The sequence below is a fragment of the Psychrobacter sp. GP33 genome (assembly GCF_014119005.1).
In the GTDB taxonomy this organism is placed as follows: Bacteria; Pseudomonadota; Gammaproteobacteria; order Pseudomonadales; family Moraxellaceae; genus Psychrobacter.
In genome coordinates, this window is record NZ_JACGYX010000002.1 from 467,075 (window position 1) to 487,540 (window position 20,466).

Annotated in this window: 17 protein-coding genes; 14 read left to right on the forward strand and 3 right to left on the reverse strand. The window is 43.0% G+C overall.

What is annotated here, in order from left to right; genetic code table 11:
- Positions 1-635 precede the first annotated feature (635 nt).
- The 7 genes from H2245_RS04445 to H2245_RS04475 all read left to right on the forward strand — a co-directional run bounded on the left by H2245_RS04445 (position 636) and on the right by H2245_RS04475 (position 10,433).
- The gene (locus tag H2245_RS04445) at positions 636-1,355 is read left to right on the forward strand and encodes an ABC transporter permease (protein ID WP_182406154.1); all 720 of its coding nucleotides are present in this window, start codon (positions 636-638) and stop codon (positions 1,353-1,355) included.
- A 12-nt stretch (positions 1,356-1,367) separates the two neighbouring features.
- The gene (locus H2245_RS04450) at positions 1,368-2,093 is read left to right on the forward strand and encodes an ABC transporter permease (RefSeq protein WP_182406155.1); all 726 of its coding nucleotides are present in this window, start codon (positions 1,368-1,370) and stop codon (positions 2,091-2,093) included.
- Positions 2,094-2,368: 275 nt separating this feature from the next.
- Positions 2,369-4,198 (forward strand): DUF3616 domain-containing protein, encoded by a 1,830-nt coding sequence (locus H2245_RS04455; RefSeq protein ID WP_182406156.1) that lies wholly within the window; start codon positions 2,369-2,371, stop codon positions 4,196-4,198.
- Positions 4,199-4,438: 240 nt separating this feature from the next.
- Positions 4,439-5,485, forward strand: a complete 1,047-nt coding sequence (locus tag H2245_RS04460) for a hypothetical protein (RefSeq protein WP_182406157.1) — start codon at positions 4,439-4,441, stop codon at positions 5,483-5,485.
- Between the two features lie 64 nt (positions 5,486-5,549).
- Positions 5,550-6,275: a fumarylacetoacetate hydrolase family protein gene (locus H2245_RS04465; protein WP_182406158.1), complete on the forward strand. Its 726-nt coding sequence runs from the start codon at positions 5,550-5,552 to the stop codon at positions 6,273-6,275.
- 236 nt (positions 6,276-6,511) lie between these two features.
- A complete protein-coding gene (locus H2245_RS04470) occupies positions 6,512-8,737 on the forward strand; it encodes a PhoX family phosphatase (RefSeq protein WP_182406159.1) in 2,226 nt (741 codons plus the stop codon).
- 232 nt (positions 8,738-8,969) lie between these two features.
- On the forward strand, positions 8,970-10,433 hold the full coding sequence (locus H2245_RS04475; protein WP_182406160.1) for an alpha/beta fold hydrolase: 1,464 nt from the start codon (positions 8,970-8,972) through the stop codon (positions 10,431-10,433).
- A gap of 183 nt (positions 10,434-10,616) precedes the next feature.
- Here H2245_RS04475 and H2245_RS04480 read toward each other — a convergent pair whose 3' ends face one another.
- Positions 10,617-11,609, reverse strand: a complete 993-nt coding sequence (locus H2245_RS04480) for an Hsp33 family molecular chaperone HslO (protein ID WP_182406161.1) — start codon at positions 11,607-11,609, stop codon at positions 10,617-10,619.
- A 390-nt stretch (positions 11,610-11,999) separates the two neighbouring features.
- Here H2245_RS04480 and H2245_RS04485 point away from each other — a divergent pair, with 390 nt between their 5' ends.
- From H2245_RS04485 to H2245_RS04505, 5 genes are all read left to right on the forward strand, one after another.
- Positions 12,000-12,980 carry a glutamate/aspartate ABC transporter substrate-binding protein gene (locus tag H2245_RS04485; RefSeq protein WP_182406162.1) on the forward strand — a complete coding sequence of 327 codons (981 nt, stop codon included), beginning with the start codon at positions 12,000-12,002 and terminating at the stop codon, positions 12,978-12,980.
- A gap of 107 nt (positions 12,981-13,087) precedes the next feature.
- Positions 13,088-13,834 carry an amino acid ABC transporter permease gene (locus H2245_RS04490; protein WP_182406163.1) on the forward strand — a complete coding sequence of 249 codons (747 nt, stop codon included), beginning with the start codon at positions 13,088-13,090 and terminating at the stop codon, positions 13,832-13,834.
- Positions 13,831-14,502, forward strand: coding sequence for an ABC transporter permease subunit (locus H2245_RS04495; protein ID WP_182406164.1), 672 nt, complete (start codon positions 13,831-13,833; stop codon positions 14,500-14,502). The genes H2245_RS04490 and H2245_RS04495 overlap by 4 nt, the downstream gene beginning before the upstream one ends.
- Positions 14,503-14,695: 193 nt before the next feature.
- A complete protein-coding gene (locus tag H2245_RS04500) occupies positions 14,696-15,415 on the forward strand; it encodes an amino acid ABC transporter ATP-binding protein (RefSeq protein WP_182406259.1) in 720 nt (239 codons plus the stop codon).
- A 216-nt stretch (positions 15,416-15,631) separates the two neighbouring features.
- Complete coding sequence (locus tag H2245_RS04505) at positions 15,632-16,870, forward strand: FAD-dependent oxidoreductase (protein WP_182406165.1); 1,239 nt, start codon at positions 15,632-15,634, stop codon at positions 16,868-16,870.
- Positions 16,871-17,003: 133 nt separating this feature from the next.
- On the opposite strand, the gene H2245_RS04510 is transcribed toward H2245_RS04505, so the two are convergent.
- Positions 17,004-17,735 carry a pantothenate kinase gene (locus H2245_RS04510; protein ID WP_182406166.1) on the reverse strand — a complete coding sequence of 244 codons (732 nt, stop codon included), beginning with the start codon at positions 17,733-17,735 and terminating at the stop codon, positions 17,004-17,006.
- A gap of 33 nt (positions 17,736-17,768) precedes the next feature.
- Positions 17,769-18,758: a biotin--[acetyl-CoA-carboxylase] ligase gene (locus H2245_RS04515; protein WP_182406167.1), complete on the reverse strand. Its 990-nt coding sequence runs from the start codon at positions 18,756-18,758 to the stop codon at positions 17,769-17,771.
- A gap of 258 nt (positions 18,759-19,016) precedes the next feature.
- Here H2245_RS04515 and H2245_RS04520 point away from each other — a divergent pair, with 258 nt between their 5' ends.
- Positions 19,017-19,820, forward strand: coding sequence for a sulfite exporter TauE/SafE family protein (locus tag H2245_RS04520; RefSeq protein WP_182406260.1), 804 nt, complete (start codon positions 19,017-19,019; stop codon positions 19,818-19,820).
- Between the two features lie 43 nt (positions 19,821-19,863).
- Complete coding sequence (locus tag H2245_RS04525) at positions 19,864-20,385, forward strand: hypothetical protein (protein ID WP_182406168.1); 522 nt, start codon at positions 19,864-19,866, stop codon at positions 20,383-20,385.
- The last annotated feature ends 81 nt before the right edge of the window (positions 20,386-20,466 follow it).

A 20,466-nucleotide genomic window follows, 5' to 3' on the forward strand; every position in this document is an offset into this window, starting at 1 on the left:
CGTTAACACAGTGGTTATGGATACAGTAGTTATAAATATAGTCACCGCTATATTTAAAATCTTATTTGAGTCATCCTTGTTACTAGCCATCCATCATTTGTTCTTGTAATCAATGATGGTTAGCAGCATGACTCTGAATAAGTCACTTACCACTAGTGAAAATAATTAAAATCTGTAAAATTTTTTAACATTTACCATTAAAAAATATCAGCATAAGTCTGCTAGTTAATCCTAAATTTTCTGTTAAGTATGGGTAAAAGGTACTACATCACTTGTAGGCATCTTTTCTAATACCATGCAGTAAAAGGCTGATTTATTTGATAAAAATGAGTCATCTGTAATAATTGACTGCCCAGTACCGTTAAATTTATGATTTTTATAGCACTTTTTAGCCCATAACAGCCTATTTCACCCCTCGTTTTGCCTGCAAGCAGTAACATGCTGCCCCATGAATATGATAAAATCACCAGTCATTTTTGCCGAGTCAATCGGTTATCCCATGATATAGATCTCATTTGTGAGAATAGCCTTGTGTGCTTGTGCCTATTGCAAACCATTATAGAGTCTATTAGCGATGCGATTTTTTTATCATTATTTCGTTAACTGACGATTATAAAGAGACTGAGTGGACAATTGTGTTTGATTTACAAGGATTTGGCGCGCTATTACTAAGCGGCGCAACCGTCACCATAAAACTTGCCGCGACCAGTGTTGCTATCGGTATGATTTTAGGTCTACTTGGTGCCACAGCAAAGTTGTCTAACGTCTGGCTACTGCGTAAGATTGCGACCGTTTATACGGCAACGATGCGCGGTATTCCTGAGCTATTATTGGTGCTCTTTATTTACTATGGCGGCTCTATGCTGCTCATGACCATTCTCAAAAAATTCGGCTATAACGATTATATTGAGATTAGTGCCTTTTGGGGCGGGGTCATGGCGCTATCGATTGCCTTTGGTGCATATGCGACCGAAATATTGCGGATGGCGATTCAAGAGATTCCCATTGGTCAAAATGAAGCTGCACAAGCGATTGGTATGCGTCCTTTGCAGACCTTTTGGCGCATTACTTTGCCGCAAGTATGGCAGATTGCGCTACCGGGTTTGGGAAATTTGTTTTTAGTACTGTTAAAAGATACTGCCTTGGTTTCAGTCGTTGGTCTTAAAGATATTATGTATCAATCCTCGCGTGCAGCGCAGTCGACCCAGCAGCCTTTTACCTTTTATATGGCGGCAGCGATTATTTATTTAGGGCTGACCATGTTAATCACAGGTTTTATGATGTGGCTTGAATGGCGCGCCAATCCAGCAGCACGGTATGCCAAAAAACTAACCCATCAATCAGTTAAAGGGTAAGGGAAGCGTCTTATGGATTGGAATTGGCAGGTTATTTTTGATCATATCCCAGACCTTTTGGGCGGTGCGGTATTAACCGTACAATTAGTGGTGATATCCGGTATTGTCGGGTTATTTTTTGGACTTATTTTAGCGCAGCTGCGTTTGTCTAAAAGCTGGGCGGTACAGCTCTTACCCTTCTCTTATATTTTCTTTTTTCGGGGTACGCCGCTCTTAGTACAAATTTTCCTGATTTATTATGGTCTGGGGCAGTTTGAGTTTGTTCGTAATTCTTTCTTATGGGAGCCGGTGCTGAGTCAAGCATATTGGTGCGCCATTATTGCCTTTACTTTAAATACCAGTGCTTATTTAGCAGAGATTATTCGCGGTGCGATTCAGACCATTCCTGTGGGCGAGCTTGAAGCGGCAGACGCAATTGGTATGTCAAAGTGGCAGAAGCTCACACGTATTACCTTACCGCGCGCCTTTGGTATCGTGATTCCGGCGTACAGCAATGAAGTGATTTTTATGCTCAAAGGTAGCGCCTTGGCATCGACGATTGCCTTAATGGATATTACTGGCGTTGCTCGTACTATTAGTGCCCGTACTTATACCTTGATGGAATTGTTCTTTGCAGCAGGTATCGTCTATCTTTTATTATCATGGGTGATTTTGTTCAGTTTTAGACTGTTTGAAAAACGTATGAACCGCTATATGACCTATGTTCCACCTGAGGTACGTACGCCAAACGCCCTTTAGATTGCTACTCTTTAGCCGTTATTTCTTTTCTGATATTTCTTATCCGCTATTCATTGATACTGTTAATGAGTTTTTTATAATGGCGGATTTGACCATAATTGTATAGAATATGTTAACCATATAATTTGCTAGGGTAATGCTCTAGCGAGATGTTTTTGCGTATTGGTCTCAATACGTTCCTTTTTTGACGTCCAGGTGCTATTTATTTTCCTTATTTGTCACTGCGTCATTGTCAGTTATTTCCAACGTTGTTTTATTGAAAAAGTGGGTGAAAGTTGAGTGAAATTTCAAACAAAAATCTTCAAGATTATCTAGATAAAAATTTAGATACCGCATCTAACGATAATATTAATGAAAGTTTAGATGATAAACTGGATAAGAGTTTAACTGAAACTTTAGATGACAATCTGAATGAGACTTTAAGTGAACACTTAACCAAAGATTCAAGTGAGAAAAAGAAAAAGAAGAAAAAAAAGAAAGCTCAGCCGGAACCGAGTACGGATATCAGCTTTGAAAAACCAAGTAAAGCTATCACCGTTGAAGCAGACGCTAAAGCACCACTAGGAACATCAAAAGCAGTCGAAACCATGTTTCGCAATGCTTTACGTACCGAGCTTGATTTAATCGCGCTGGCTGCGACGAAAGCCAACATCATGATTTCGCTAAACGGCATTATCATCTCTGCCCTGATGATTTCTGGGGCATTTATCTTTGTCTCATCAGCCGCATTCTTGGTGCCAGCAGGCATGTTTATGTTTACTGCTGCCGCCTCTATCTTTTTTGCCATTCTTGCTGCTTCCCCTGAAAAAGCCCATTATTTCACTGGATTTTCTAAATGGTTTAAAGCCTTAATCAAACGTGAAGCGCATTTTCGTGATTTTCGTGAGTACTTAGCGCGCGCTAATCGCTCCTCAGATGGTGAAGTCAATCTGCTGATTAATAAAGATCGTATGCAATTGACGCGCGAAGAATACTGGGAGCGTATGCAGATTTTGATGCGTGATCGCGATGAGACGTATCATTCAATGAGTGATCAGCTGTATTGGCTTGGACAAATTGCCGCGCGTAACGGCAAGATGCTGAATATATCTTACTCTATATTTCGCTGGGGTATGCTGTTCTCGGTATTAGCGTCTATTTTCTTAAAAGCATTACTGTTCTTTTATCCGGCAGCAGGCACCGAGGTTGTACCGCAGCTTGATGCTTCAGGTTTGGGTACACTAAATGCAGTTTATGAGCCATCTGCAGTACAGCAACTGCCTGATGGTCGCGTGTTGGTGGCTGAAGATGAAGAACAGCGGGCGATGAATATTATGACGGTTGCGCCTGATGGCAGCTTAAGTGAAAATCCGGTCGCAAGCTTGCAGCTAACACGCAGCTTTGGACGCAAGCTTAATGACGTTGAAGGTTTAACGGCTGATGATAAAGGCTTTGTCTACGCAGTGACGTCACATTCATCGGATACCAGTGGCAAACGAGATCCAACACGTGAGCAGCTACTCAGATTCCGTGTCAATGGTAATATCGCAGGCGACGTAGCAGCGGTCACCACCTTACGTGATGAGATGGTTAAATCGCCCATACTTGATGCCGCATTTAAAGCCCGTATGAATGCCAGCGTCAACTTTGATGAGCTGGATATTGAAGGCTTGGCCTATGACAATAGCACGCGCTCCATCCTGCTCGGACTACGTACACCAATGGCAGGCAAGTCGTCTATTATCGTACCGATTGTCAACTCAGAAGCGATGTTTACTAGTAACGCGCCGCCAGTCTTCGGTCAGCCCATTTTCCTTGATTTAAATGGTGGCGGTATTCGCTCGCTGTATTTTGATCCAGTCTTAAGTATGTTCGTCATTGCCAATGAAATCAACGATACCGCTGGCAACAAGCAAGCACAGATATGGACGTGGTCAGGCAATCCTAAAGATAAGCCGGTAAAAATAGACACCCCAGAGTTAGCGCCTTTGCAAAACATTGAAGCAGTTGATTCTATTACTATCAACGGTACTATTAAGATGGTGTTTATGGCAGATGAAGGCGATGCGAAAAAAGCCGTTCATGCCCGTTACGTCATGCTTGATTACAAGAAATTTACCGATTAACTAAACTGCAAAATAAGTATAAATAGAAAGGCGTTTAATATTAAATTGCCTTTTTATCCTGCGAATTATTATTCTTTTAGTACCCAAATCGTGTTATGAGTAAGCCGATAGCAATATTTGAGACAGAAAGAATCATTAAACAGACTATTGAGTTACTTTAACGCTTATAATTTATTTCCTGAGTATCCTTAGGGCGTTTTATAATAAGTCCTATACATCATTTTTACCATGAGACGCTATATGAGCCAAGCACAGTCCAAAGCAACGTCCCCTTCAGTTCTTCGCTTAGCAATACTTGCATCCCTATTGACTGCTATTGTGGTCAGTCTATTTTTATTCTTTTATCCCAGCAGTTCGGTTAATGCTGCCTCATCGCCAGCTTTGACAAAAGATGGCATGGGCAAATTTAACGATATTTACGAGCCATCAGCAACCTTGCAGCTTCCAGATGGTCGCGTACTCATCGTTGAAGATGAAGAGCATCGTGCGTTAAATATTTTAAAGATTTCAGACAATGGCAGTCTGATTGAAAATGCAGACGATAACCTAAAGCTGAGTCAAGGATTTGAGCATAAGCTTGATGACTTAGAAGGATTAACGGCAGATCATAATGGTTTTATCTATATGACCACCTCTCATTCTTCACTAAAAAATGGCAAACGTCGCCATAATCGTGAGCAGCTGATACGTTTTCGGGTTGTAGGCGATGCAGTACAAGACATCAACAGTGTGAGAACGTTACGTGATGAATTGTCGCAGTCAAAAACATTGGTAAAAGCCATTAAAGCAAAAACGGGTCAAGAGCCTGACTTTGATACCTTGAATATCGAGGGCTTAACCTATGCTCATAAAACCGATGATTTGCTGCTAGGTTTGCGCGCCCCGATGGCAGGCGAGTCTGCTATTATCGTGCCGATTGAAAACCCAGCAGAAGTGTTTGAGAAAAATGCAGCGCCTGTATTTGGCAAGCCTATTTTCCTTAATCTAGGCGGCGGTGGTATTCGCTCTTTACACTTTAGTACTATTTTGAATAAGTTTGTGATTGCCAATGAAATTCCTGATGATAAAGGCAAAGACTTCTCAAAAATTTGGACATGGAGTGGCAACCCTAACGACGCGCCTATTCCTGTTAATTTACCTGAATTATCAGATTTGAAAAATATCGAAGGCATTGATTCAGTAAAAGTAAATGGGGTTGCCAAACTACTATTTACCGCTGATGAAGGCAATGAGAAAAAAGAAATCGCCGCAAAATATCGTTTTGTAGATGAAGCCAAGTTTAAGTAGCTTATTAAGAGTAATAGAAAATTATAAATAGTCGTCCAATTAATCGTTCTAATGAGAGCCTGTTATGAGCCAATCTTCACACACTCCGATTGCCGACTTGATTGTAGATAGCGTCAATATTAGTGATGAAAATGTAGTGGATAAAGATATCAGTCACACGGCGCATCGGACGATTGGCAAAGTCGTTTGTGTGGGGCGTAACTATGCCGCTCATGCGCGTGAATTGGGTAATGAAGTACCGACGTCACCGCTACTATTTATGAAGCCTTCTTCTTGTGTTGTTGCTGCTCAAAATACCTTGGTTCGTCCAAATCCTACTGTTTTTGGTGAAACCCATTATGAGGCAGAGCTTTGCATTCAGTTATCTGCTGACTTAAGTAACGCAACTATTGAACAGGCAAAAATTGCTATTGGTGGCGTCACTTTGGGGCTGGATTTAACCTTACGCGATTTGCAAACCAAGCTGAAGGACAAAGGTCAGCCGTGGGAGCGTGCCAAGAGTTTTGACGGTGCGTGTGTGCTTGCAGATTGGGTTGACCCGCAAGCCTTTGGTGATTTTACGCAAGTGCGTTATCAGCTCTATATTAATGATGTGCTTAAGCAAGATGGCGATAGCGCGTTGATGCTGTTTCCGGTGTATAAATTGCTTGCTGAGATTAGTCATGCTTTTAGTTTACAAGCAGGCGATGTAATTATGACCGGTACGCCAAGCGGTGTTGGTGTCTTGCAAGCGGATGATGAGTTGCGTTTGGTATTGGATACACATGAGTGGCAAATGCGCGTCGCATAATAAGTCAAAAAAACACTTTTAAAAAAATCCCAAGCGCTGACTTGGGATTTTTTTTGTTCTTAATGGATGGTTTTTAAATGGAGTGCTTTTAACCAAAAACCGTTATGTTATTAAAAAGTCATCAAACCGTCATCAATGCTCAGTAGGATACAGCGTAATGTATCTCCGTTATACGGCGCTACGCTTAATTGCTGAATTTGCCTGCCCCTCGCGCCCAACTGCCAAGGTGACTGAACATGACTTTATCACATCATAAACAAAATCTTGCTCACGAAGAAATTGAAGACTCGAATCCTAGTAATAATATTGATTTTCAAACCATTATTAGTCGCCGCTTAAACCGTCGCAGTTTGTTAAAAGGGGGTACTGGATTGACCGCCGCTGCATTTTTCGGCACTTTACCGTTGGTAGGCTGTAATAGCGAGGACAGTAAGCCTAATGGACGTCCCATTATTAAAAATGATAATACTGCGGCTATTCCTGCCTCGGGTACATTAAACCGCCCTGAAAGCTTAAAGTTTAAAGCAGTTGCCCATTCTAAAGCGGCGGAGATGAGCGTGGCAGCAGGCTATAAGGCAGAGATAATATTGCCGCTTGGTATGCCTCTTATTTCTGGCATTGATGATTGGAAGGACAATCGCGAGCAATCGGCTGAGTCGTTTGAATGGCGTATGGGCGATAACCATGATGGCATGTGGTTCTTTGGCAAAAACGGTGCCGCTTATGACCCAAAAGCTTCGGATAATGGGCTACTAGTCATGAACCATGAATATGTGAATAGCGCTGAGCTAAGTCCATTTGGTTACCATTTAATCAAAGATAACAATGCTGCGCCTATCTTTAAGAATCGTAGGCTTGCCAGTGATGTACGCCGTGAGGTCAATTGTCATGGGGTTGCCGTAGTTGAAATGAAGCGCCGAACTAATGGCAGCGGTTATGAGATCGTACCCAATTCAAAGTATCATCGCCGTATTACCAGCAGTACGGTGGCGCAATTGACGGGTCCAGTAGCAGGCTCTGATTTGGTCAAAACCAAATTTGACCCGACTGGCTTGCAAACACGCGGCATTAATAATAACTGCGGTGCAGGTCTGTCACCTTGGGGCACGTATTTGACCACTGAAGAGAACTTCTTAGGTGTCTTTGCGCGTGGTCAAGATGCCAGCCAACTGACGCCAGGGCATAATTATGGTCGAGAGCGTTATGGCGCAAAAAAGGATTTCCCAGGTTTTGGGTATTTATGGCATACGCCCGAAGCCAAAGACGCCAAAATAATGGATGAATTTTCCCGTTGGGACATGACCGCAGTTGGTGTCACGGCAGCGGATGACTATCGCAATGGCTTTAATACCTTTGGCTATATCACGGAGATTGATCCTTTTGACCCGCAGTCTGTCCCGCAAAAGCGCACCGCATTGGGTCGTTTTGCTCATGAAAACTGCGCCTATGCGCCGGTTGAGCAAGGCAAGCCAATTGTCTTTTATATGGGTGATGACGCGAGGGGCGAATATATTTATAAATTTGTCTCCAAAGCCACGTGGTCAAATAATGATATTGGTGGCGGTCTAAAAGCCGGTAGCAAATATATGGATGACGGCACCTTATACGTTGCGGTGTTTAATGACGATGGCAGCGGTCGTTGGCAGCCACTTATCCATGGTCAAAATGGACTGAATAGCTCTAATAGTAAATTGCCTTTTAATGGACAAGACGAAGTATTAATATTTGCACGCGCAGCGGCAGATGTGCTCGGCGCCACCAAAATGGATCGTCCAGAATGGGTATCAGTCAGCCCAATTACGGGTGAGGTTTATGTGACCTTAACCAATAATAAATATCGTGGTGTCAGTGATGACCAGCCAGTATCGGCAACCAATCCACGCAGTTATGAGACGCCCGGTAAAGCCCGTGGTAATGACAATGGTCACATTATACGCTGGGCAGAAACGGACGGCGACCATGCAGCAACGAGCTTTGAATGGGATATTTATTTGTTTGCTGCGCCCCATGATTTAGCCGCTGAAAATCTCTCAAAACTCACGAACAATAATGATTTTTCATCCCCAGACGGCTTATATTTTGACCCGCGTGGGGTACTGTGGATTCAAACCGATGATGGCGCATATACCGACACCAGCAGCTGTATGTTGCTTGCTGCACTGCCCGGTAAGGTGAGTGATGGCGCGCTAACCATCACGACCGCAGGGCAACAAACCCGCGTTGGCATGCCGGCCAATAATGACAATATCAAACGTTTTTTTGTTGGACCAGAAGGCTGTGAGGTAACTGGTATTACCTTGACCCCGGATTTTAAGACGCTGTTTATTAACATTCAACATCCGGGCAATCAATGGGGCGCCGTTGCAGGTGGCAAAATACCGCGTTCAGCCACAGTGATGATTACTAAAGAAGATGGCGATGTGATTTTAGCAGAATCATTTGCGCCTGCAAGTGCCAGTTAAGCGTACAAGATAAAGGGATGTCATTAATCAGCTTTAACTAAACAGATGCAGTATTGTATCGATATCTAGATTATAACTTTATCAAGTATCAATGCCATTTTTACCGAAAAAAACCCCAAATCATCACTTGGGGTTTTGCGTTTGAATAAGCTTAATGTCATCATTCTCTTCTGTTTTTCTCATTAACAGGCTAGTATATGAGGCCATCCTTATCGTTGAAACTATCAAAATTATGCCCAATACTAAGCCAATCGATACTATCCATGATCTCTTTGCTCATCCTCACGATGATTCTGAGAATCAACCTAGCAGTGAATCTAGCAAGGGTTTTCAGGATAATGTATATGAGCAGTTGGCTAATCTTGATTACATTTACATGGATAAGCAAGCAACGTTAAGCCTGGATAACAGCGATGATGATATCAATCGTGAACCTGTCAATTTGGTTGATTTTTTTGAAGGGTTGGCGCAGCTGGTGACGATGGGTGTGGTAGAAGTCACCGATATTGCAGAAGCTATCCACCGTGAGATCGTTTTGCGTCCATTAGGGCGATTTAATGACCGCAATCAAAGTAAGTGGCAGCGCGGTCTTGTCGGGCGTATCTATGGTACGGTACGACATGCCTCGCGGCTGATAGGTGATAATGTCGCATCAGGAGTCAGATTGTACGACAGTATATTGAATAAGAAAAATATTCAACCGCTCCCTGAAAAGCTAAAACGATTGGTCAATGTACTGAATGGGGTCATGGGTCATCATCTGGTTACGCATCATAATCCGCTCGCTATTCCGATGGTATTCTATGATAGATACGGATATTTGCAACAAGGTGAAGTAGCAGGGCGTATTGTCATTCTATGTCATGGTCTTTGCATGAGTCATTTAAGCTGGCATCCTTTCGAAAATGACGGTTTAGGTGAACGTATCATCCAAAGTCAGCCGACACTTACCGTTTTATATCTTGATTACAATACAGGGCGCCACATCTCAAGTAATGGACGCAACCTCTCTAAAGTTATCCAGAACTTAGCAGATAATAATCCAAACATTACACAGATTGATTTGATTGGCCATAGTATGGGTGGGTTGGTCGCGCGTAGTGCGCTATTTTATGGCAAGCAACAAGGCTTTAACTGGGTAAAACGCGTGGGAAATCTCATTACCCTTGGTTCACCGCATCATGGCGCGAGCCTTGAGCGTATTGGTAATTTTGTACAAGATAGGATTGCAAAGCTACCTTTTGCGGGGTCGTTAGCCAAACTTGGGGATTTGCGTAGTGCAGGTATCATCGACCTGCGTCATGGCAGTATTCGTGATGAAGATTGGCAGTATTTAGAAGGTCGCAGTATTCTTCCCCATGAATTTCGCCATCCTGCTGAACTGCCACTGCATGTTCATACCTACTTAGTTGCAGGCACATTAGCTGAGGCTCATTACGATTTTATGGCTGCAAGCTTGTTAGGTGATGGATTGGTCACGATAGACTCAGCGTTAGGTGAGCATACTGACGAGCATGTGTTATTTGTGCCAGAAGGGCATAAGGCAATTTTTTATGGAGTGAGTCATTACGATTTACTGTATAACGACAGGGTGCATAAGCAAGTCATTGCATGGCTATTACAGAATGGGCGCAGCGATAATATACCTAATGTTTGCATACAGTCTTATCCTGATGAGCTTGGCGTGGTAATTTAAAATCTGTCGGATGATTTGAAGGTTTTATATGTCAAATAAAGTAGCAGTAGCAACGTTGTAAATCAAGATATTAGAGCAGTCTTTATCACCTTTTTATAATTTAAAAAAACCCTTAAACATTACGCTCAAGGGTTTTTGATAATTCATTAAACTTAACTAAACGGCTAAATAGCTAAACAAAAGTTATTCAGTAAATATCTCAGCGATATCCTCTTTATCAAATCGATAAATCGCGCCGCAAAATCCGCAATCCATTTCAAACTGACCGCCTTGCTCGTCACAAATATCCAGCATCTCATCTTGCCCGATTTGTAATATCGCTGTCTCGCATTTCTCTTTTGAGCAGGTACAGCCAAAGGTTAATGCTACAGGCTCTGGCAAGACCACATCTTCTTCATTGTACAAACGATATAACAATTCAGTGGTTGGTAATGTGGTCAACTCTTCAGGCTTAATGGTACGGGTCAATACGGACAAGCGCGGCCATAAATCATTATCGACGTGCTCTTGCTCTTCGTCATCACGACGCGGCAATAACTGCACTAAAATACCACCTGCTTGCAAACCGTCCGATGCCAAGTTAATTAGCGTTGGAATCTGGGCTGATTGTTTTTGATAATGAGCTAAGCAGTCGGCTAAATTGTCATGGCTGCGCTCAACAATACCTTGATACGGCTCGCCACCTTTAGGCTGAATATTAATAAATAATACCCCTTGCCCAAATGCGCCCAGCTCAGCAAAAGCATCATTGGCGCTGGTCATATTTTCCCACGCCTGTACTTGCTCATCGTTATCTGCTTTCCAGCTGGCAAGGGCGCGGATGACACCATCTTGGTCACATTCTGCCATTGCCCAATTCAGCAAGCTGTCTTTATCAGACGACTGCAATTGAATGGATAAGTGACCATCGATTTTGACCGTACCAATCAATAAACTTGCCGCCGTCAGCATCTCACCCAATAAGCGTTTGATAGCTTCAGGATAAGGCTTTTGGGCAATGGTGCTCGCATAACTGCGTGATAAACGCACCACATCACCGCGCACGGGTGACTCTTGAATAAAAAAGCGTTGGCGCACATCGTTATCGAGTACGACGTTATCGAGTACGACGTTATCGATAGGAGTGGTATCAGACTGAGGGTGCTCAGGATTTAGGGCTTGCGAATCTTGGGTCATAAGTCAGGTGTATGGTTAAGAAGTTGCTAACTTTATGGGGATTATTCCTCATTTATCAATATTCACTAGCCATACTTAACCGTTAACGGCTATTTTTTAAGCGTATTACGACCGTTAATAGTTAATAACAACCCTTTAGATAACATTGAATATTTATAGATGAGCTAAATTTGTCAAGACAGCGCGCTTTTTGCCCAGCGTATCGCTCTATACACTAAAGAACTTTACTAACGTTGGGAATGTTGATATAAAGTAACATTAAGTTTCATTACTATAAACTAGAGTAACATCAGGGATGCATAGCGGTTATGTTGCTGATAACCATGCGGTTTTAATAGCTTTTTAGTATCTCTGCCAAATTGGTCACAATGTGATAAAAGGATATATCTCATGGCTTATGCACTATCAAAACCCTTAACATTAGTCGCTTTTATGGCATTAACTTTGACGGGTTGTAACAATAGCAATCAATCTACCTCTACAGATGGCTCAGCAGATAGTACTGCTAACGATTCGAGCACCAATGCTGCCGATACCTTACAGAAAATTAAGGACTCCGGCACTATCGTGGTTGGCTATCGTGACTCCTCTATTCCGTTTTCATACATTGCTGCCGACCCAAATCAGCCAATGGGTTATGCGCATGATTTAGAAATGAAAGTTGTAGAAGCAGTAAAAGATAAGCTAAACATGCCAGATCTAAAAGTCCGTTACAACCTAATTACTTCGCAAACGCGAATTCCATTGGTACAAAACGGTACGATAGACTTTGAATGTGGATCAACCACCAATAACGAAGAACGCCAAAAACAAGTTGCTTTCTCTAATGGATTCTTTGAGATTGGCACGCGCCTGTTGACCAAAGCCAACTCTGGTATTAAAGACTTTGAAGACTTAAAAGGAAAAGCAGTAGTCACTACTGCAGGCACGACATCAGAGCGTTATATCCGTCAATATAATGATGAGAAGAAACTGGGTGCGAGTATTATCTCCGCAAAAGACCACGGTGAGGCTTTCCTCATGCTTGAAAGTGGTCGTGCGGATGCCTTTATGATGGATGATGTGTTGCTAGCAGGCGAAAAAGCCAAAGCGAAAAACCCCAATGATTGGGTTATCGTGGGTAAACCGCAATCGTTTGAGATTTATGGCTGTATGATGCGTAAAGACGACCCTGAATTTAAAGCAGTGGTCGATGAAGCATTAGCCAATGTTTATAAATCAGGTGAAATTAACAGCATCTATGACAAATGGTTCTTAAATCCGATTCCACCAAAAAATGTCAATTTAAACTTTGAGATGTCGGACAACTTAAAAGCGCTTATTGCCAATCCACATGATAGCGACCAGCCTAAAGAAGCGACTGCTCAGTAACGACTTTTTGTCCCTGAATATAGTTCGTTCATGCGTCAGGTATATATGTTTAATCATGTACATTGCCTGACGTATGCGCCTATTAATCGCGACTCGGAGAGACAATTATGAACTATAGCTGGAACTGGGGTGTGCTCTTTGAGCGGACTGGCATTGGCAGTGAGCTGTATATTCACTGGATGATTACCGGTCTTGGCTGGCTGTTATTAATTGGTAGTGTCGCGTGGGCGATTGCTATGGTCGTTGGTACGGTATTCGGTATCATGCGCACATTACCCAATAAAACGGCTCGTGGTATTGGCACCGCTTACGTGACATTTTTTCGTAATATACCGTTACTGGTGCAGCTGTTCTTTTGGTTTTATATTGCCCCTGGTTGGCTCACGCCTGCACTACAAGAATGGTGGTATAAAGGCTTGTCACCGAATACGTCCGCCATGCTCTCAGCCAGTATTGGTCTGGGGTTATTCACTGCTGCACGTATTGTCGAACAGGTTCGTACTGGTATTGACTCTTTGCCAAGAGGTCAAATCAATGCCGCTTATGCCCTCGGGTTGACAGTGCCGCAAGCTTATAAAGAAGTCCTGCTGCCCCAAGCTTTTCGCGTTATCTTACCGCCGCTTAGCTCGGAGCTGACCAACTGTTTTAAAAATGCGTCGGTTGCCTCGCTCGTTGGGGTCATGGAATTGATTAGCCAAACCAAAACCATTAGTGAATATACCCAAAATAGCCTTGAGATTTATACTTATGCGACCGTTATTTATTTGGTATTTAACTTATCGTTAATTGCCATTATGGGCTTTATTGAGCGCAAACTGCGTGTACCTGGGCTTATCGCAGGAGGTCAAAAATGAATATGATGACTGAACTTGCCACGGCTTATCCAGGTTTGATGGGCGGCATGCTCACCACATTAAAGGTGCTTTTTTTAGCCATTATCGGTGGTATTGGACTGGGTACGGTGCTGGCATTAATGCGCCTATCGGGTATCAAAGCGCTTGAAATTCCAGCCAAACTCTACGTTAATTACTTTCGTTCAGTACCGCTATTATTGGTGCTGCTATGGTTTTACTTTGCCGTACCAATGCTATATTTTTGGATAGCAGGTAAATATCTGCAACTTGATACCGCGTTTACCTCTTGTGTGGTCGCGTTTATGATGTTTGAGGCAGCCTATTTTTCTGAGGTGGTGCGCGCTGGTATTCAGTCTATTGGAAGTGGTCAGGTCAATGCAGCTAAAGCTGTAGGGATGACGTATGGGCAAACCATGCGTTTGATTATTTTGCCGCAAGCCTTTCGTAAAATGCTACCGCTGATTTTGCAACAATGTATTATTCTATTCCAAGATACGACTTTGGTTTTTGCTATCGGTTTGACCGATTTTTTCCGTGCCGCCTATGTTCGCGGTGAGTTGATGGGATTATTAACCCCTTATATTTTAGGCGCGGGCGCGGTCTATTTTATTATTAGTCTTAGCGCGTCTATTGGGGTGCAACAAATCCAAAAACGTCTGAGATTTTAATAAAGTCTGACGTACCTTTTGACTAAAAGTGTTTAAGCTATATCGTACGACTGGGTAATGCCAATGATTAATAAAAGTTATCCAAAAAAGTAACGGCTAGGAGCCAGCGATGAATAATCCTGATACGTATATTAATGAGTTTGGCGGGCTGGTCACGGATAACGGTCATGCTAGTGATGAGATTGTCATTAAGATGACTGGTGTAAGTAAGTGGTATGGCGATTTCCAAGTGCTGACCGACTGTACCGCGCACGTACATAAAGGCGATGTGGTCGTAGTTTGTGGTCCATCGGGCAGTGGTAAATCAACGTTAATTAAAACCGTGAACGGGCTTGAGCCGTTCCAAAAAGGTGAAATACTGGTCAGTGGGATTTCTGTCGGTGCGCCAAAGACTAATTTGCCAAAATTGCGTAGCCAAGTTGGGATGGTGTTTCAGCATTTTGAACTGTTTCCACATCTGACCATTATGGATAATTTGACTGTCGCACAAATCAAAGTATTGGGTCGCAAGGAAGATGACGCTAAGAAAAAGGCAATGGCGTATCTTGATCGAGTAGGATTGACGGTACAGGCGAAGAAGTATCCGGCTGAACTATCCGGCGGACAGCAGCAGCGTGTGGCAATTGCACGGGCGTTGGCGATGGATCCGGTGGCCATGTTATTCGATGAACCGACTTCCGCGCTTGACCCTGAGATGATTCAAGAAGTGCTCGATGTGATGGTAGAGCTGACCCGCGATGGCATGACCATGATGTGTGTGACTCATGAAATGGGCTTTGCCAGCCAAGTTGCTAACCGGGTTATCTTTATGGATGAAGGTTATATCGTTGAAAACTGTAGTAAAAATGAATTCTTTGAAGGGGCGCGTAGTGAACGGGCACAGAAGTTTTTATCAAAAATTTTAAATCAGTAATGTATTCATTATTGCCCTTTATGACTGTAAAAAGCGCCTATCTTTCGGGCGCTTTTTGTTGTCGGATGAGCGCTTATCTATTTACTGCTATACTCTTTAGCACTATGATGATTTATCCTTAAAACAATGACTCACGCTATTTAAAGAATAGCCGTCTATAAAAAATTCACGGTATACCTTTATATTTATGGTTATAACAATTATTCTGGAGCTTTTATGAGTATAGAAAATCTAGCGGCATCGTCTACAGTGTCTGGTATTGCGATTATCGGTGCAGGTCTTGCTGGCTGGCATGTCATTGATGCGATTCGTGCTAAAGATAAAGATATCCCGATTACCCTTATCACAGCTGATAGCGGTGATCGTTACCACAAGCCCATGCTGACCATGGCAATCAGTCAAAATAAACAAGCAGCAGATTTAGTACGGGCAACAGGTGAGGACGCAGCAGCAGCAGCAGGGGTCACTTTACTGGCATATACCAGTGTGACGGATATTGATGCTGCCACTCAACAATTGCAGCTAATCTCTGCTCTGCGCTCAGATCCAGCCAACACGAATTACGCTACCGTTCGCTATGATAAGTTAGTATTGGCGCTCGGAGCGCATCCTATTTTTCCTAAAAGCTTGCCGCAAGAGCTGGTATGGCATGTTAACCATATCGAGCGCTTTGCTCAGCTACAAGCTCAATTGGCAACGGGTGCGCAGCGCGTAGCTATTATTGGTGCTGGCATGGTTGGTACAGAAATCGCCGAAGATTTGCTAAAAGCCGGTCATGAGGTGACGCTGATTGACTTAAATAACGCGCCATTGTCACAAATGTTACCAGCGCAAGCCACTGCGCGTATTGCTAAAGCGATTGAGTCACAAGGAATCCGCTTTTTGGGTGGCTGCCTCGTATCAGACGTCACTCGTAATGACGATAGCAGCTTGCAAGTCAGTTATGCGCCATTAAAGCCAGTGAACGATGATAGTAATAATAGTGCTGAGAATGAAGTGACTGAAATCACTACCATTACCGTAGATCATGTGATTGCCAGTACTGGACTGACTGTTGATGGCAAACTTCCTGCCGCTGCTGGGATTGAGTTTGATAGCCGAACCGGAATTGTCGTTGATGCGCCAACGCTGCGTACGAAAACGGCACATATTTATGCGATTGGCGATTGTATGTCTATTAATGGGGTGGCTTGTCGTTATGTCGCGCCATTACGGGCACAGGCAGCGACAATCGCTGATGATGTTTTAGGGATTGATCATGAGGGCTATGAGCATAAGCCGCCCATGATTCGTCTAAAAAACAAAGCCATTTCTGTCATGGCAACGGGCGTGCCGCGTGCTGAGGGCAATTGGCAAGTCAAAACAGACAGTGCTGATGAGCTGGTCATGGAATTGTTAGATGAGCAGGAAGCAGTAAGTGCTACGGTGACTATTAAAGCACCAGCAACAGTTTAATAGTTTAATTTTTACCAATATGAATTATTAGTACTGATGATAACTCACATTTTATAGACGACAAAAAAGCAGTAAGTGTAATACTTACTGCTTTTTTATTTTTAACGACTTTAAATAGCTGGTGATGAGTGGCTTATAACGCCTTATTATTCTGTTCAAAATAGCGCGCCAGACCATTTAACAATAAGTCGTTACGGATATGTACCGGACGATTGATGTGTTGAGCAATCATATTGGCATCGCCGCCAGTCATAATCAGCTCAAAATTAGGATGGCGGTTGCTGATTTCATTGACCGCGCCCACGATAGACAGCAGGATGCCGCGATGTACCGCATCTTGTGTGGTCGTGCCTTGAGTAATGCTATCAAACGTGCCGTTTGATATGGTAATTTGCTTGGTGCCAGAAAATAATGACTCGCGTTGCAAATATATATTGGGGAAAATATAGCCCCCTAAATGGGTTGCATGGTCAATCAAATCAATAGTTACTGCTGTGCCACAACCAATCACACATTGGCGCTTTTTTTTATCAACTGTACCCAGCATTTGTAGCCAGCGGTCACAGCCCAATTGATTGGCATCGTAATGGCTATTCATCAAAGGGTGAGTGGCATCTACATGGACAAACTCAAATGGAATATTAAGCCGACTTAACGTCTCTGACACCTTGACATTCAAAGTATCGCCTAGTACCGAGGAGATACCGATAAAGTCAGGCGCGTAACGCTCAAAGCGATCGGTCAAACCCATTAGTAGTTCGGTAGGTGCTTGTAGATGCTGCGTGGCATCATGAGAGATAATCTGACCAATATCATCAGTCAGCCAGTATTTAAGACGGGTGTTGCCAAGATCAAGCCAAAGCATAACTATCCTTACATGAGTAACCAGTGTTACCGTTTAAGCATTATTAAGAACATCAATACGTCCAGTAAAAAGCGCGGCAAGCTTACCGTTATCTTGACGTAATTGCAAACATCCCTGTGTATCAATCCCGCAGGCGTGCCCCTCAATGATTTGTAGCTCACCTTGGTGGTTTTGTGTGACGCGCAATCGCAATCCTGCAAGGGCATCCATGGTGGCAAATTGGCGTAAAAACTCATTTCTATAAGGCGTTTGAGTGCTGGCTTGTTCGGCTGATATTTGCGTAAAGCTAGTCATGGCTGCTATTAATGCCTTACTCATTTGCTCGTATAACTCTTGCAAAGTAGGCAAGCTCAAGCTTACAGCTAGACTGGTTTGAATATTCAGTAACTCAAAAATATCTTGTAAGCTGAGCGCTTGATAGCTCATGCCCTCGCAAGTTTGCGTGGTCAACGTAGGTGTGGCTTGTACATTTAAACCAACGCCCATCACCACGCCCACTAATTTACCAGCGCGCCAAACGGGTTCAATCAAAATGCCAGCCAGCTTATTAAAATAAATAATCGCTTCCTCATCTGTTTGAGCATGGTCATTCTGTGGCTGGATTTCTTTTTCACTATCTTTTTCACTATCTTGCTTATAAAAGCCCAAGTCATTTGCCCATTTCACCCCGATAGACGTTAATCCTTGCGCTTGCAATTGGGTATTTAAGTATTGAATAATCGGTATTTTTGCCAACTCAACACCAATAATCAGCGACAATAAGCCGCTAACAGGCACTTGTACCGGATGATATAACGACAGGTAGACATTGCCGAGCGGTGACTGCCATGAGCGCCCTCGTTGCCCGCGCCCTGCCGTTTGAGTTTCAGCCGTTAACAGGTGCAGCTTATTGGCACAAAGTGAGCCGTCTTGTATGGCATTAATCAGCTCACTATTGGTCGATGGACTGCTAATAACGTGGCGATGGTTGAGGCTTGAAATTGAGTCGGAAAGCGGGGCTGAGAGCGAATCGGATAGCGGCATAAGTTTAGTCGATGTGAGTCATGTGGCAGGGACAATCTTTGTTATACTACAGCGATTGTGAGCTTAAAATCAGGGCGACGGATAAAAGCGCATGTGTTAAAGGCTGATGACAAATAAGCGTCTGGCAAATAAGCATTAATATCCGTGGCGCTCATTATGATATAGAACTCGGCGCAATAAAAGTCAGGTGCGGTAAAAGGTACGCATATTAGAAGATAAACAAAACAAAAATAAGCTCAATAAAAGGTAGGCTCGATGATGTTATATGTGTGGTTTGTGATTGCAGGGGCGGTTGCAGGTGTGTGCGCTGGTCTATTTGGTGTGGGCGGAGGGTTGATTATTGTACCCGCGCTGGTATGGATTTTTACTGCCTATCATTTCCCGCCTGATGTGGTCACCCATTTGGCAATTGGTACATCGCTTGCCACCATTATCATCACATCTATAAGCTCGATGACCGCGCACAACAAACGTGGCGGTGTACGCTGGGATATCTGGCGTAATATGGCGCTTGGTTTGGTCATTGGTAGTTTGGTTGGGGCTGGCGTCGCAGAAATGATTGATGGCAAATCGCTACAAGCAATTATCGGGGTTGGAGCGCTATTGGTCGCCATTAATATGTTGTTTATGTCCAATAAAGAACAGCTGGGTAAGCCAATGCCGTCAAAGGGCGTGCAGATGGGTGCAGGAACGGGGATTGGTTTGGCATCTGCTATCTTTGGGATTGGCGGTGGTAGCTTGACTGTGCCGTTTCTTAATTGGGCAGGGTTACCGATGAAGCAGTCAGTCGGTACGTCTGCTGCATGTGGCTTACCGATTGCCATTGCTGGCGCGCTTGGATTTGCTTGGTTTGGTAAAAACGTTGAGAATTTGCCATCTGGGACAATAGGTTTTGTGCATATTTCTGGATTCTTATGTATCTCCGTGGTCAGCTTTATGATGGCAAAAGTCGGTGCCAAGCTTGCGCATCAATTGCCTGCAGCAACGTTAAAGCGTGCCTTTGGGGTCTTATTATTATTTGTCGGTGGTCAGTTATTGTTAAATGGGATTGGGGTGTTGTAAATAGATATATTATCTTAGAAACTATTATTTGAGGAAGTAACGAATGGGTGTGGTAGCAATTGGTGTTTTGAGTGCTCTTATAGGAGGTTTAATTTCATTTGCAACTAGTTACTTCTCAAATGTTCAAAGATATAAACAGGATATTTTAAAGCAAAACTCTGACCATACTCACAATCTGGTGAAACAAGAATCTGAACATAGATACGAAAAGCAAATTTTTTTAAGACAAAAGTATGAAGAATTAGCGTTTCATCTAATTGAGTTTACCTCTATCCTACATATTTTGAATGTACAACTATCTCAAGAAGTAAATGAAGATGAGATAAATACTGATGAGTTTACAGAAAAAGGTGCAAAAATTGAGGTGATTACTGTTTTATATTTTCCTGAATTAAATACTTGTTGCGAAGAGTTTTTGGCGGTATCACGCCAGTACCTTTTTGCTCATAGTCTTAACGATAGCTCTAACAGTATAGACAATCGGGAATTATTAAAGATAAGATTTGAGAAAGAATTTGACAAGCTTTACGATAGGATTAAAAAACACATATCAGATTATACTTAATCCATCAAAACCCACTCTTATAAACCCCAAAAACCCCTCACAATTTCAGGTAAAATAGCCGCTCATTTTTTGTCGATTTGC

What these genes read in the sequence shown, in the direction of transcription:
- H2245_RS04450 (WP_182406155.1), top strand. Translation starts at nt 1,368, where the DNA reads ATGGATTGGAATTGGCAGGTTATTTTTGATCATATCCCAGACCTTTTG.
- H2245_RS04460 (WP_182406157.1), top strand. Translation starts at nt 4,439, where the DNA reads ATGAGCCAAGCACAGTCCAAAGCAACGTCCCCTTCAGTTCTTCGCTTA.
- H2245_RS04465 (WP_182406158.1), top strand. Translation starts at nt 5,550, where the DNA reads ATGAGCCAATCTTCACACACTCCGATTGCCGACTTGATTGTAGATAGC.
- H2245_RS04470 (WP_182406159.1), top strand. Translation starts at nt 6,512, where the DNA reads ATGACTTTATCACATCATAAACAAAATCTTGCTCACGAAGAAATTGAA.
- H2245_RS04475 (WP_182406160.1), top strand. Translation starts at nt 8,970, where the DNA reads ATGCCCAATACTAAGCCAATCGATACTATCCATGATCTCTTTGCTCAT.
- H2245_RS04480 (WP_182406161.1), bottom strand. Translation starts at nt 11,609, where the DNA reads ATGACCCAAGATTCGCAAGCCCTAAATCCTGAGCACCCTCAGTCTGAT.
- H2245_RS04485 (WP_182406162.1), top strand. Translation starts at nt 12,000, where the DNA reads ATGGCTTATGCACTATCAAAACCCTTAACATTAGTCGCTTTTATGGCA.
- H2245_RS04490 (WP_182406163.1), top strand. Translation starts at nt 13,088, where the DNA reads ATGAACTATAGCTGGAACTGGGGTGTGCTCTTTGAGCGGACTGGCATT.
- H2245_RS04495 (WP_182406164.1), top strand. Translation starts at nt 13,831, where the DNA reads ATGAATATGATGACTGAACTTGCCACGGCTTATCCAGGTTTGATGGGC.
- H2245_RS04500 (WP_182406259.1), top strand. Translation starts at nt 14,696, where the DNA reads ATGACTGGTGTAAGTAAGTGGTATGGCGATTTCCAAGTGCTGACCGAC.
- H2245_RS04505 (WP_182406165.1), top strand. Translation starts at nt 15,632, where the DNA reads ATGAGTATAGAAAATCTAGCGGCATCGTCTACAGTGTCTGGTATTGCG.
- H2245_RS04510 (WP_182406166.1), bottom strand. Translation starts at nt 17,735, where the DNA reads ATGCTTTGGCTTGATCTTGGCAACACCCGTCTTAAATACTGGCTGACT.
- H2245_RS04515 (WP_182406167.1), bottom strand. Translation starts at nt 18,758, where the DNA reads ATGCCGCTATCCGATTCGCTCTCAGCCCCGCTTTCCGACTCAATTTCA.
- H2245_RS04520 (WP_182406260.1), top strand. Translation starts at nt 19,017, where the DNA reads ATGTTATATGTGTGGTTTGTGATTGCAGGGGCGGTTGCAGGTGTGTGC.
- H2245_RS04525 (WP_182406168.1), top strand. Translation starts at nt 19,864, where the DNA reads ATGGGTGTGGTAGCAATTGGTGTTTTGAGTGCTCTTATAGGAGGTTTA.